This window comes from Agarivorans aestuarii (assembly GCF_019670125.1).
Taxonomy (GTDB): Bacteria; Pseudomonadota; Gammaproteobacteria; order Enterobacterales; family Celerinatantimonadaceae; genus Agarivorans; species Agarivorans aestuarii.
In genome coordinates this window covers 2,349,052-2,361,277 of record NZ_AP023033.1, presented here as the reverse complement: position 1 = coordinate 2,361,277, position 12,226 = coordinate 2,349,052, and the positions used below count along the sequence as shown (strand labels likewise).

13 protein-coding genes are annotated in these 12,226 nt (G+C 44.9%); 5 read left to right on the top strand and 8 right to left on the bottom strand.

The window, feature by feature from the left end; translation table 11 throughout:
- Positions 1–13 precede the first annotated feature (13 nt).
- The 8 genes from K5609_RS11045 to rsxA all read right to left on the bottom strand — a co-directional run bounded on the left by K5609_RS11045 (position 14) and on the right by rsxA (position 5,965).
- A complete protein-coding gene (locus tag K5609_RS11045) occupies positions 14–553 on the bottom strand; it encodes a flavodoxin (protein ID WP_016401533.1) in 540 nt (179 codons plus the stop codon).
- Positions 554–790: 237 nt separating this feature from the next.
- Entirely contained in the window at positions 791–1,057 is a 267-nt protein-coding gene (locus tag K5609_RS11040) for an RnfH family protein (RefSeq protein ID WP_220721353.1), read from the bottom strand.
- A gap of 9 nt (positions 1,058–1,066) precedes the next feature.
- A complete protein-coding gene (locus K5609_RS11035; RefSeq protein WP_221073699.1) occupies positions 1,067–1,753 on the bottom strand; it encodes an electron transport complex subunit E in 687 nt (228 codons plus the stop codon).
- Positions 1,750–2,364 (bottom strand): electron transport complex subunit RsxG, encoded by a 615-nt coding sequence (rsxG, locus tag K5609_RS11030; RefSeq protein ID WP_221073698.1) that lies wholly within the window; start codon positions 2,362–2,364, stop codon positions 1,750–1,752. The genes K5609_RS11035 and rsxG overlap by 4 nt, the downstream gene beginning before the upstream one ends.
- Positions 2,365–2,366: 2 nt before the next feature.
- Positions 2,367–3,371 carry an RnfABCDGE type electron transport complex subunit D gene (locus tag K5609_RS11025; protein ID WP_221073697.1) on the bottom strand — a complete coding sequence of 335 codons (1,005 nt, stop codon included), beginning with the start codon at positions 3,369–3,371 and terminating at the stop codon, positions 2,367–2,369.
- Positions 3,371–4,840 (bottom strand): electron transport complex subunit RsxC, encoded by a 1,470-nt coding sequence (gene rsxC / locus K5609_RS11020; RefSeq protein ID WP_221073696.1) that lies wholly within the window; start codon positions 4,838–4,840, stop codon positions 3,371–3,373. Before rsxC ends, K5609_RS11025 begins: the two co-directional genes overlap by 1 nt.
- Before the next feature lie 9 nt (positions 4,841–4,849).
- On the bottom strand, positions 4,850–5,374 hold the full coding sequence (locus K5609_RS11015) for an RnfABCDGE type electron transport complex subunit B (protein ID WP_221073695.1): 525 nt from the start codon (positions 5,372–5,374) through the stop codon (positions 4,850–4,852).
- A 9-nt stretch (positions 5,375–5,383) separates the two neighbouring features.
- Positions 5,384–5,965, bottom strand: a complete 582-nt coding sequence (rsxA, locus tag K5609_RS11010) for an electron transport complex subunit RsxA (protein WP_221073694.1) — start codon at positions 5,963–5,965, stop codon at positions 5,384–5,386.
- A 307-nt stretch (positions 5,966–6,272) separates the two neighbouring features.
- Between rsxA and nifL the strand changes: the two genes are divergently transcribed.
- From nifL to K5609_RS10985, 5 genes are all read left to right on the top strand, one after another.
- Positions 6,273–7,814 (top strand): nitrogen fixation negative regulator NifL, encoded by a 1,542-nt coding sequence (gene nifL / locus K5609_RS11005; protein WP_221073693.1) that lies wholly within the window; start codon positions 6,273–6,275, stop codon positions 7,812–7,814.
- Positions 7,814–9,361, top strand: a complete 1,548-nt coding sequence (gene nifA / locus K5609_RS11000; RefSeq protein ID WP_221073692.1) for a nif-specific transcriptional activator NifA — start codon at positions 7,814–7,816, stop codon at positions 9,359–9,361. The genes nifL and nifA overlap by 1 nt, the downstream gene beginning before the upstream one ends.
- A gap of 536 nt (positions 9,362–9,897) precedes the next feature.
- Positions 9,898–11,211 carry a nitrogenase cofactor biosynthesis protein NifB gene (gene nifB, locus K5609_RS10995; RefSeq protein ID WP_221073691.1) on the top strand — a complete coding sequence of 438 codons (1,314 nt, stop codon included), beginning with the start codon at positions 9,898–9,900 and terminating at the stop codon, positions 11,209–11,211.
- Entirely contained in the window at positions 11,211–11,474 is a 264-nt protein-coding gene (locus tag K5609_RS10990; RefSeq protein ID WP_221073690.1) for a 4Fe-4S dicluster domain-containing protein, read from the top strand. The genes nifB and K5609_RS10990 overlap by 1 nt, the downstream gene beginning before the upstream one ends.
- Positions 11,475–11,482: 8 nt before the next feature.
- Positions 11,483–12,109: a nitrogen fixation protein NifQ gene (locus tag K5609_RS10985; protein ID WP_221073689.1), complete on the top strand. Its 627-nt coding sequence runs from the start codon at positions 11,483–11,485 to the stop codon at positions 12,107–12,109.
- The last annotated feature ends 117 nt before the right edge of the window (positions 12,110–12,226 follow it).

Below are 12,226 nucleotides of genomic sequence, written 5' to 3'. Positions count from 1 at the left end.
AGAAAGTAAGTGGCTAAACGCCAAACTCTGCTTTTATCTGCTCTAACCAGCCAGCCATGCGCTCTGCATGTAACTCACTCTGGTTGTCGTTATCTAGCACTAGCCCTGCAAATTTACCGTTGTCTAACAAGGCTGATGAATCATCAAACTCGTAGCCCTCTGCTGGCCATTCGCCAACGAGATCTGCGCCGGTTTCTGCGATGGCGTCGTAAAGCTCACCTAATCCATCTACAAACTCGCTAGCGTAGTTTACTTGGTCGCCTAAACCAAACAACGCGACTTTTATGCCGGAGAAATCTGCAACTTCTAATTGCGGTAAAAACTCGTCCCAGCTTTCTGCTTGGCAATCTGCGGCTAGACCCGGTAGTTGGCCTTCGCCTAAAGTTGGGGTGCCTAGGATTAACATTTTGTAACTGCTTAGGGTGTCGATATCAACGCGATTAATATTAAGCGGTTTGTCGCTAAGATCAGCGCCTAATTGCTGATGAATTTGCTTAGCAATTTTTCGTGTTGTTCCGGTGTCTGTCCCAAAAAAGATTCCTACATCTGCCATGATAGTACTCCTTAAATAGCTGGCTTATATAACTTATTGCAAGATGTAATCCACTAAATATATTACGCAATTACAATGACTTATGATTAGTTCTTATTGCTTTTGTTATAAATACAACAGAGCTATTGTTGAAGATTGTTTGTTTTAAGACGAAGCGAGCAGATGAATAGAAGCAAATAAGCAATAAGTTGTTAGCTTATTGCTTATTTGATTTAGAACTAGGCTCTGGTCTGTTGCTTAATCATCATCGTCTTCATCTTCTTCTATCGGAGGCTTCCATGTGATAGGCCGATAAACTTCTATTCGGTCTCCTGCAACCAGCTGACTTTCTAAGGTTACAAATTTGCCGAATATCCCTACTTTTTGTTTATCCAGTTGTATTTCCGGGCATAAATCTAAGATGCCTGATTGATGCAAGGCGTTAATCACGCTGCTTTCTTCTACCACTTCTACATTAATGCAAAGTTGCTGCTGAGGAGTGGCGTAGGCAATGCTCACTAACATAGTAACCTCCTATTGCTGAACGCTAACTTTGGCTGAGCAAACTGCTGCTGGTTTCGCTCTATTTTCTAGTTTTTGCTGGATGAGTCTATGCAGGCTAAGCAATCCACCAAGAACTAAAAATCCACCAGGCGGTAAAATTACTAACAGCAGCCCTCGGTAATCGGGGATTATGGTGAACTCTATGGCTTTGAAAGCGGGGCCCAACAATATGTGGGCGTCGGCAAACAAGGTGCCTGAGCCAATCATCTCCCGTACACCACCTAAAAACACCAATACCCAAGTAAAACCAAAGCCCATTGCGAAACCATCTACCACTGCAGGCAATGGTGCTTGTTTACTGGCAAAGGATTCTACCCGGCCTAGAATGGCGCAGTTGGTGACAATAAGCGGAATAAAAAGGCCTAATACTTTATGTAGGGGATGAACCCAAGCATTCAATAACATATCGGTAATGGTAACCAAGGTGGCTATCATCAATATGTTTATTGGGATGCGCACCGCACGGCTAACATAGTTTTTGCTTAGGGCGCTGATCAAGTTTGCCATTACCATCACCACCAAACTTGCTAAGCCAAGGCCTAAACCGTTGGTAGCGCTTGAGGTTACCGCCAGTAATGGACACAGTGCCAAACATTGGCCGAGTACTACGTTGTTATTCCATAGGCCGTCAGCAATGATGTTTTTGTATTTACTCATGCTTTTACTCCTTGTTTAGCCGCTAGATCACTTAAGGCTTGGTGCACTGCATTAACCACTGCACGCGGGGTAATGGTTGCGCCGGTAAATTGGTCAAACTCGCCGCCATCTTTTTTCACTGCCCAGGCTTTGCTTGAGGTATTACTTAAGCTTTTTTGATTAAAACTAAGGACCCAAGGGTTTTTAGCAATTTCGATTTTGTCGCCTAGGCCAGGTGTTTCGCTATGGTTTAGTACACGTACGCCTAAAATTTCTAATGAAGCATCTACACCCACTAGCAAGTTAATTGGTCCGGCATATCCTTTGGCGCTTACTTGCACCACGTAGCCGCTGGCTTGGCCTTGTTGATCTAAGGCGTTATATACCGTGTATTGCCGGTCATTCACTACAAAAGGATGTTCTGTAGCGAGTAAGGCGTTTTGGTATAGAGAACTAGGCATTACTAGTTCAATGGCTGCAAGTTTGTCTTCATTAACGCGTTGAGCGATAACTGGCGAGGTAATGGTGTTTAAGCCCAACAATAAGGCGCTGGATAATCCAACTGCCACCGCTAAGGATAATGATTGATAAATACTGCTATTAATGTGTTTTTCAACGCAAGGTAAGGTCATAACTAGGCTCCTTTGCTGCGTTTAAATAGAGATTGGCTGCCAAAGATTTTGGGGCGTAAATAGTGATCAATTACTGGCGTACCTGCATTCATAATCAGCACTGCAAAGGCTACGCCTTCTGGATAACTACCAAAACTGCGAATTAGCCAAATGAGCAAGCCACAACCGGCGCCAAACAACAATTGTCCACGCGGACTAGTAGGTGAAGTCACTAAATCAGTTGCGATGAAAAATGCTGCTAGCATCGCACCACCAGATAATAGATGGGAGAAAGCTGAAGCAAAGTCTTGTGGATTAATCCAATGAGCGATACTGGCAGGGATCGCAATCCCAAGTAGCAAGGAGCAGGGGATGTAAGGTCGAATAATGCCGCGCCAAATTAAAAATAGACCGCCTAAGGCAATGAGCAAAGCGCTAGTTTCGCCTAAGCTGCCAGCATGTGTACCTATAAGCAATTCATTCCAAGCTTGAACTTGGTTCAAATCTGCCAAAGGCGTAGCAGCACTTACTCCGTCAATTCCCATCCATTGTTGGCTAAACGCTAATCCCTCTGCACCTAAGCTTGGGCTACTGGTTGCTTGCCAGTTGGTTAACTCGAAAGGAAAGCAAATAAGTAACATAACTCGGCCAAGCATGGCGGGATTAAAGGGGTTGTGACCTAATCCGCCATATACGTGCTTGCCAATCATAATAGCAAACGCACAGCCAATGCTTGCTATCCACCAAGGAGTGCTAGCGGGTAAGCTCATTGCCAGCAATAGAGCTGTAAGTAGCGAAGAACCATCAACACTGCTTAACCAGTTTTTACCTTGTAGCTGTAAGCAGACTACTTCGCTTAGCCAAGCGCTGATGCAGCAACTCACCAGCACTGTGACGGCTGGTAAGCCAAATAGCCAAACCCCGTGTAAGGCTGCTGGACTTAGTGCCAGTATTACCAAATACATGATGTTGGTAGTAGATAAGCCCGAATGGGTATGAGGCGCTGCTACTGGATTAAATGCGGCCATTAGCTTTCTCCTTGAGTATTACGAGAGCGTGTAGGGCGTTTTCGCTTAGCAGCTTTCGCCGCTTTTTTAGCAGCGGCTTCACGCGCTAAACGCTGTTGGCGTGCTTCGGTTAGTTGGCGAGCTAAGTTAGATTTTTGGGTCATGCTGCGTTGCGCATTGATATTGGATTTTGCATGTTGAAAATATTGCACCAAAGGAATACTAGAGGGGCAAATGTAGCTACAAGCACCACATAATAAACAAGAATCTAGGCCAAACTCCTGCGCGCCTTGCCAGTCATCGTTGTTGCTATGTGCGGCCATTTGAAAAGGCATTAAACCCATTGGGCATACTTTTACGCAGTTACCACATCGCACACAGTCTTGGCTTTCCCTTTGGTTTATTTTTTCTTCGCTTAAAGCTAATAAACCGCCAACACTTTTATCGATGGGAACAAAAGGTGAAGGTAATACTTGCCCCATCATTGGTCCGCCAGCAATCATTCTTTTAGCTTCTGCTTTTAAGCCACCACATTCGGCGATGACCTGAGAAACTAAGCTTCCGATAGGTACGGTAATATTGGCTGGCGACTCTACTGCATCACCAGATACGGTGATCACGCGCTCGATCAGTGGGCGTTGGTAACGTACCGCCTGATAGACCGCTTTTGCGGTAGCTACGTTGTGTACCAATATTCCCTGAGCGGTACTAAGTTGGCCAGGCTCTATAGCGATACCCGTTACGGCTTTAATTAAATGTCGCTCTGAGCCCATTGGGTAAAGGCTAGGGACAACTTTTAAACTAATCCCGTTAAAGCCATCACAGGCCTGTTTTATTGCATTAATCGCTTCAGGTTTGTTGTCTTCGATGGCAATAATGGTAGAGGTTGCCCCAATAGCCTTAGCCATAAGTTTAATGCCAGCGATGATCTCGGATGCTTGCTCGCGCATTAGCCGATCATCACAGGTTAAATAGGGTTCACATTCACCACCATTAATGAGCAAGGTATGTACTTTTGACTTACGCGCTAAACGAAGCTTTATTCCGGTTGGAAATCCAGCTCCGCCTAAACCCACAACGCCGGCTTTAAGTACCCGTTCTACTATTTGTTCGTGGCTAAGCTTTTGGTAATCACTGGAGGGATAATCTTCACCCCAGCGTTTATCTCCGTTATTTGAAATCACCAAGGTTTGGCTCTTAATGCCCGAAGGGTGGCTGCTTAAAAATGGTTTAATGTCTTCCACGGTGCCGTTTACTGGAGAATGTAAGGGCACCGTCATGTCGTTGCTTCCGCGGGCGATAAGCTGACCTTTTGTTACTTGGTCGCCAATCGCAACTAGGCTATTAAGCATTGAGCCATTGCGTTGCTGCATACCCAAATAAACGCGGTCTGGGACAAAGCTTTTACTGATATCTTGTTGCTGGGTGAGTTCTTTATAACCTTTAGGGTGAACACCACCATTAAACGGTTTTGGTTTTAGGCTAAACATGTTCGCTCCTTAGGCCGTTTGCGGTTTTGGCCATTGCCAAGTATTAAGCTGAACTTGTTGGGCTTGCATGCTTAAACATCCTTGCGGGCACGCCTTCTCGCATAAACGACAGCCGGTACATACTTGGCTAATTACTGTATGCATTTGTTTGCTGGCACCAACAATGGCGTCAAAAGGGCACGCTTTAAAGCATCGAGTACAGCCACTACATTGGCTTTCGTCTATATAAGCAACCACCGGAACAGCATCGGGGTCATTACTTACTTCTACACCCAATAAACTGGCTATGCTTGCCGCTAAGGCATTGCCTCCAGGGGGGCAGCAAGAAGGAGATAAATTACCTTTAACCATGGCTTCGGCAGCTTGGCGACAGCCGGGTTCGCCACACTGGCCACATTGGCCGCCGGGTAACATGGCTTCTAGTTCATCGACTCTTGGGTCGCCTTCCACTTTTAATGCCTTTGAGGCCCAACCCAGCAACGCTCCTAGGCTTGCGCCGAGCAAGATAAGTAAGATGATGGAAACAATAATCATGTTTGGCTCCTATTGGCTAACTAAGCCGCTAAAGCCTAAAAAGGCCATAGACAGCAAGCCAGCTGTTATAAATGCAATGGGAAGGCCTTCAAAGGCTACTGGAACCTTGGCAAGTTTGAGTCGCTGGCGTAAACCGGCAAACAACACAATTACTAAACTAAATCCTGCTGCAGAGCCAAAGGCATAACAAAGGGTTTCGATGAAGTTCATGTTGTTTTGTACAACTAGCAAAGCAACACCTAGCACAGCGCAGTTGGTGGTAATTAGCGGTAGGAAAACTCCCAAGGCTTGGTAGAGCTCTGGGCTATTTTTTTGAATGATAAGCTCGGTAAGTTGAACTACTGCGGCAATCACCAAAATAAGCACTAAGATCCGCATTACTTGAATACCTAAGGGGGCGAGCAGCAAAGCTTCAATCACCCAGGCGGCAATGGCGGCTAAACACAACACAAAGGTGGTCGCTAATCCCATGCCAAGCGCGCTGTCAATTTTGCTTGATACCCCCATAAACGGGCACAAACCTAGAAACTTACCTAAGACAACGTTGTTTACCACCGCAGTGCTAATGAAAATAAGCAGGTAGTCAGCCATTAGTTACTCCACACTATTGAATCGCTATTGGCTGTATTGCAGGGCGTGTACCAAGTTGGGGAGATGAACCAAATTGGGGAAAGAATCCACGTATTACTGGGTATTAGAGACAAAACGATAGTGGAGTTTTCAGAAATTTTAGGGTGGTAAACACGACAAATTTAACTGATAGATTAGTTAAATTTGTTGTAAATCAAACAATGTTTATTCAACAAGCCCTTGTGGCACGGTGTGTTTGCGAAAGGAATGGCGCTTGCATTGACCCTTATGTTCAGCCGTTAAGCCAGCAATGCAAAGGATTGATTGAATGATGAATGAACTTAAATCTACCTTAGAGCAAGCCTTCGAAGAATTAGCTCCTTTGAGCGAAAACCAAATCCTATCGCAATGCTTTAGTGTGTTAGAGCAAATGCCAATGGCTATGTCGGTAAGTGATTTAGATGCAAACTTTGTGTTTGTGAATAAACGTTTTGCCGAAATCACTGGTTATAGTCAAAACGATCTGATTGGCAACAACCATTCCTTACTGAGTTATAAAACCACCCCTAAAGAAGTTTACCAAGCCCTGTGGGCTTGCATTAGTAGTGGAGGAAACTGGAATGGGCGTTTGGTTAATAAAAAGAAATCTGGCCAACGTTACCTAGCAGAACTCTCGATAACTGGCTTGCAAAACGAGCAAGGCAACATCACTCATTACGTTAGTGTTCACCAAGATATTAGTGAACGACATCAGCAACACACCAAGGCGGCTAATCAGAAACTGATGGTTGAAGCGGTGTTAAATACCGCTCCGGTTGCGATTGCCTTGTTAGACCAATCTCAACAAGTGATATTAGATAATCTATCTTACAAAACCCTACGTAGCGATTTTAACGAAGAGCCGGTGAGCATCGCCTTAGAGCAACTAAAAGGAAACCAAGGTGCTGATGGAGCCTTTAACGAAGGCCAAACCTTTAATGTAGAAGTGGGCAAGGGTAAGCGTAAACGCTGGTTTAGCTGTTGTCTCTCTACGGTGAACATTAATGGCACTGAGGTTGATGACTATTTTGTCCCTAAACTTAGTCGCTATTTGGTCATCACTCTAAGCGAGGTAAGTAAAGAACGGCGCAGACAAGCGCAGCAACTGTTGTCGGAGTTACGCCGATCTACCGAAGAATCGGAAGCCTTGCACAGTATGCAAGAAGCTCTGCACGCAGCGATACATCAGATTCAAGGGCCAATTAATATGATTGACTCTGCCTTACAAATGTTTTGTGGGGTGGCTAACAACTGCGCAAGAACTGCAGCCATGCAGGCAGGCTTAGAAGCAGGGCACGCAGCCATTGCTCAATTAGAAAGCGCCTTACCGCGCAAACCACACGAGCCAACTCAGTCGCTTAATATTAATCAGCTGGTTCATGAAGTAACCGAGTTATCTAGCGACCGACTGCTAAATCGCAGCATCACTATGCAGCTTAGTTTAAATGGCACACTACCTTCGTTAATTGGGCAACCTTCTCGACTGCGCGTGGCCTTAAAACAGCTTATCGATAACGCCATTGAGGCGATTGATTATGCCAAGAAAACCCGCCGAGAAATTGTTTGCAGTACTCAATTGGTGGACGAAGAAATCGAAATCACCGTAGAAGACAGCGGCCCTGGCATTAGAAAAGAACTGCAACTGAAAGTATTTGAACCCTTTTACAGCACTAAACCCAGTAACCATAGCGGCTGTCGTGGCGTTGGCTTAAGCATTGTTCAGCAAGTGGTTAGTGAACATAGCGGCACCGTTCAGTACTTATCTACATCTTTAGGCGGCTGTAAAGCACGCATCGTACTTCCTCTTCGTAGACGTAAACGAGGTGAATAATGGAATATTCAACGAAACGCGAATCTCATATTGCAGAGAAACATTTAGCTGCCTTGTACGACGTTAGCAGCGTATTAACCAACAGCTTAGATTACAAACAAAGCGTAACCAAAGTGCTGCAGGTATTACACGACAAGGCTATGTTGCAACACGCAATGTTAGCGCTAATTGCAGAAAACGAACAAATGCTTAGCGTAGATACGGTGCACACGCCAAATCATGAAAATGGCAGTGTGGCAAAAAACATCCGCTATCGTCCGGGAGAGGGCATTGTAGGCACAGTGCTTACTCAAAAACAGCCGATAGTATTGAGCAAGGTGTCTAATGATTTACGCTTTGCTGACAAGTTAGACCTATACGCTCTCGATTTGCCGTTTATTGCGGTGCCAATTAAAAAGTCTAACGAAGTATTAGGAGTGCTTGCTGCTCAACCGCAAATAGATGCGCCAGAAAAGCTAGCCTTGTTTACCCGTTTTCTTGAAATGACCGCCAACTTAATCGCTAAAAGCGTATTGCTGGCCAAAGACGTTGCGGTGCAAACCGACCAACTAGAGGCTGAGCGCGATAGATTACGCCGCAAGGTAAGAAGCAATTACAGCATGGACAACATTGTTGGCCACTCTCGGGTAATGCGTAGAGTATTTGAGCAGATCCGTTTGGTGTCCAAATGGGATAGCACGGTGCTGATTCGCGGCGAATCAGGCACAGGTAAAGAGCTAATTGCCAATGCAATTCACTACAATTCGCCGCGGGCTACCGGACCATTTATCAAACTAAACTGTGCTGCTTTACCGGATAACTTGCTTGAATCTGAGCTGTTTGGTCATGAAAAAGGCGCCTTTACCGGAGCGGTTAAGCAACGCAAAGGCCGCTTTGAAATGGCCGACGGCGGCACCTTATTTTTAGACGAAATTGGCGAAATTTCTTCTGCGTTTCAAGCAAAGCTATTGCGAGTATTACAGGAAGGAGAGTTTGAACGGGTAGGCAGCACTCAAACCATTAATGTAGATGTGCGGATACTTGCCGCGACTAACCGTAATCTTGAAGAAGAGGTAAAACAAGATCGCTTTCGAGAAGATTTGTATTACAGACTGAACGTAATGCCGATGTTCCCGCCACCGTTGCGCGATAGAATCGAAGACTTACCGGATTTGGCAGAGTTTTTAATTGATAAACTCGCTAAGCAACAAAGACGAGAACTACAACTTACCGACGGCGCAATTCGTATGATGATGGCTTACGACTGGCCGGGTAATGTTCGCCAGTTAGAAAACTTGCTAGAGCGTGCATCGGTGATGAGTGAGAGCGGAGTGATTGACCAAGACTTGATCGTTATTGATGGCTTAGACGGGCCAAAAATAAGTCCGCGACCCAGTATGGAAAAAGTCACTCTGGATAGCCCTGAAATGGATGAAAGAGAACGGGTTATTGCTGCTTTAGAGCAGGCCGGATGGGTGCAAGCAAAAGCGGCGCGTTTACTTAATATGACGCCACGACAAATTGCTTATCGGATTCAAGTTATGAACATTAATGTAAGGCAACTCTAAAGGATGAGCTGTCATTTAGTGTTGTAGCCGACTTATGCCAATTAATGTAACAGCGGCTTAGCTAAAGCAATTAGCATCAGCGTTAGCAAGCCACTTTAACCGGATATCATTGGAAAACTCCCTCAGAAACTCTGCGTGAAGGTCATGGATTTTGGCATGACCTAACCGCTTTTGCCTTAGATCATTTACAAGCTCAAGTTTGTTTCAAGCCAAGCTATTGTTGGTTGCTTATTGACAATGGGATTTAGAAAGACCCGTTTAGCTTAGCGGACTTACTTAAAAAACGTCTAGGAATAGAGCTATTAAGGTTTGTAAGTGGTTATAGCCAAAAGACTGTTGTTACCACCTTAGCTAGCAGAACATGGCTAAGTTTATGAGCTACTAGCTGCGTTAAGGCTGTAGTATTTGCAACAATTACTACAGACAGGCTCACAAGCTCCAAAAAAATAGCATTTAAGTTACTGTAATTACAGGAAAAGCTAGTTGGAATAGCCCTTGCACTACTTACTTTATAGTAGTGAACAAGGAAGCTTTTCATGACAATACAAACACTTAAGCCATTCGATGGAAATAGTCCATTAAGCTTAAAAGCCAGCGAGCAAGCCGCCTTGGTAGCAAAGCATCCTTGCTTTTCTAAAGAAGGCCACCAATATGCACGGATCCATTTACCGGTAGCGCCAGCGTGTAATATTCAATGTAACTACTGTAATAGAAAGTTTGATTGCAGCAACGAAACCCGACCTGGAGTGGTGTCGAAGTTACTGTCTCCCGCAGCAGCAGCTACCCGGTTTGTAAAAGTTAAACAGCACGTGCCTGAAACCCAGGTGGTGGGAATTGCCGGTCCGGGTGACCCACTGGCAAATCCAAAAGCAACCTTAGCCAGTTTAAAAGCGATAGCCAAGGTAGACGATGATGTTCACCTTTGTGTATCTACCAACGGTTTAGCATTAGTCGATCAGCTTGATTCCTTACTTGCTGCTGGCGTTAAACACTTAACCATTACCATTAACTGTATTGATGCAGATATTGGTCAGCGAATCTATCCCTGGGTGTATTTCAACCAACGCCGCTTGCGCGGACGCGAGGCAGCCCAAACCTTAATTGATCGTCAGCTACTAGGTTTAGAGGCTGCAATTAAGGCAGGGATGCTGGTTAAAGTGAACACCGTACTGATCCCTGGGATCAACGACTTCCACGTAGAGTCTTTGGCTAAAGAGCTCGGTCGCTATGGTGCCTTTATTCACAACATTATGCCATTAATCTCTGATCCATCACATGGTACTTACTTTGGATTAATGGGGCAGCGAGAGCCCAGCAAAGAAGAGTTAAACCTTGCTAGAGAGCAAGCAGGACAAAGTATGCAGCAAATGACGCATTGCCAGCAATGCCGTGCCGATGCAGTGGGTAAACTTGGCCAAGATGTAGATATTAGTCAGCTAGAAAGTAGTATCACTTTACCAGCACCCAAGACCATACAAGTCGCAGTAGCTAGCAAAAGCTTAAGTTTAATTGATCAGCATTTTGGCCATGCTACCCAGTTCTTGCACTATCAAGTTAGTGCCGACGAAATCAAACAACTAGATAACTTTGTGTGGCAACAATATTGCGGAGGCGGTCAGCAGTGTGACGAATCTGCAGCTAAAGACTTAAGCCAACTAAAGCACTTCGACAAAATTCTGTGCAGCCGAATTGGTTTTGCACCTCAACAAGAACTCTCGGAGTTTAAGGTCCAAGTGAGCACCGATTATGCACTGCGCGATGTGGACTTAGCGCTTAAAGAGCTTCAACAGGGTTTACGTTCACAAGCAGAGACAAGTAATTCTCCTTGCAGCATGGGGGAGTGTAGCTAATGGCCTTTACTATCACTAAAGCATGTATCGCCTGTTATGCCTGTAAAGAAGTATGTCCAAGTAAGGCAATTATCAGCGATGACAAACAGTTTTCGGTTATCGCTCACCGCTGTGATGAATGTGCAAAAAACGTTAACGGTGCCCAGTGCGCTCAAATCTGCCCAGTAGAAACCGCCATTGTTGATGCAAACGGTTGTGCGTTAAATCCTCCTGGTTCGTTAACCGGATTGCCCCAAGAAGCCAACGTTATTGCCTTAAGTTAGGAGCGTTTATGGAAATACAAACTCTTCAAGAAACCACTAGTTTTATAGGTACAGAGTGGCAACAAGCTTTATCTCGGGTTTGCCCGCCAATGTCTATGCACAATAGAAATTGGTTTAAGTTGGTCATTCATAGCCAATTAACTGGCCAAGCCGAACTGCCTTATGGTCTTGGCTTAGATAATGCCAGTTATATGGACTTAAAACGGGCAATTGCTAGTGACGATATTAGTAAACAAGAGCTCTTGTGGAAACAGCCCTTTAAAGCGGGTTTGCGTAAACGCGCTCAAGTACTAGAAGAAGTATTTGAGCTACGCATACAAGAACGTAACGAGCTGAGTGCGCTGCTATTTGCTCATTGCAACGACAAAGTACCTTTTGCCTTTCAAATGGCAATTATTGTGGCCACTGCCTGTTTATCTCAATCGCATCTTTGGCATAGCTTAGGGCTGCGCAACCGCAGTGAACTTGGGGAATTACTTAAATATAACTTTCCGTTATTACATCAGCAAAATACTAACAACATGCGCTGGAAACGTTTCTTTTACCGTCAGCTTTGCCAACAAGGTGGGGACTACGTTTGCAGAGCACCAAGTTGTCAGGAATGTTCATCCTATTCCGAATGCTTCGTTGATTAAAACTGTTTCAAAGGGCTAATTTAATTAGCCCTTTTTTCTTGCTTTAGGCCTTCGTTATATAGCTAACAATACAGCGTAGTTTGTTAGCTTCGCTACAGCTATTAGTCACCTTACTTT

Excerpts from the sequence above, each read along its gene's own strand:
- K5609_RS11045 (WP_016401533.1), bottom strand. The coding sequence starts at position 553 with ATGGCAGATGTAGGAATCTTTTTTGGGACAGACACCGGAACAACACGA.
- K5609_RS11040 (WP_220721353.1), bottom strand. The coding sequence starts at position 1,057 with ATGTTAGTGAGCATTGCCTACGCCACTCCTCAGCAGCAACTTTGCATT.
- K5609_RS11035 (WP_221073699.1), bottom strand. The coding sequence starts at position 1,753 with ATGAGTAAATACAAAAACATCATTGCTGACGGCCTATGGAATAACAAC.
- rsxG (WP_221073698.1), bottom strand. The coding sequence starts at position 2,364 with ATGACCTTACCTTGCGTTGAAAAACACATTAATAGCAGTATTTATCAA.
- K5609_RS11025 (WP_221073697.1), bottom strand. The coding sequence starts at position 3,371 with ATGGCCGCATTTAATCCAGTAGCAGCGCCTCATACCCATTCGGGCTTA.
- rsxC (WP_221073696.1), bottom strand. The coding sequence starts at position 4,840 with ATGTTTAGCCTAAAACCAAAACCGTTTAATGGTGGTGTTCACCCTAAA.
- K5609_RS11015 (WP_221073695.1), bottom strand. The coding sequence starts at position 5,374 with ATGATTATTGTTTCCATCATCTTACTTATCTTGCTCGGCGCAAGCCTA.
- rsxA (WP_221073694.1), bottom strand. The coding sequence starts at position 5,965 with ATGGCTGACTACCTGCTTATTTTCATTAGCACTGCGGTGGTAAACAAC.
- nifL (WP_221073693.1), top strand. The coding sequence starts at position 6,273 with ATGATGAATGAACTTAAATCTACCTTAGAGCAAGCCTTCGAAGAATTA.
- nifA (WP_221073692.1), top strand. The coding sequence starts at position 7,814 with ATGGAATATTCAACGAAACGCGAATCTCATATTGCAGAGAAACATTTA.
- nifB (WP_221073691.1), top strand. The coding sequence starts at position 9,898 with ATGACAATACAAACACTTAAGCCATTCGATGGAAATAGTCCATTAAGC.
- K5609_RS10990 (WP_221073690.1), top strand. The coding sequence starts at position 11,211 with ATGGCCTTTACTATCACTAAAGCATGTATCGCCTGTTATGCCTGTAAA.
- K5609_RS10985 (WP_221073689.1), top strand. The coding sequence starts at position 11,483 with ATGGAAATACAAACTCTTCAAGAAACCACTAGTTTTATAGGTACAGAG.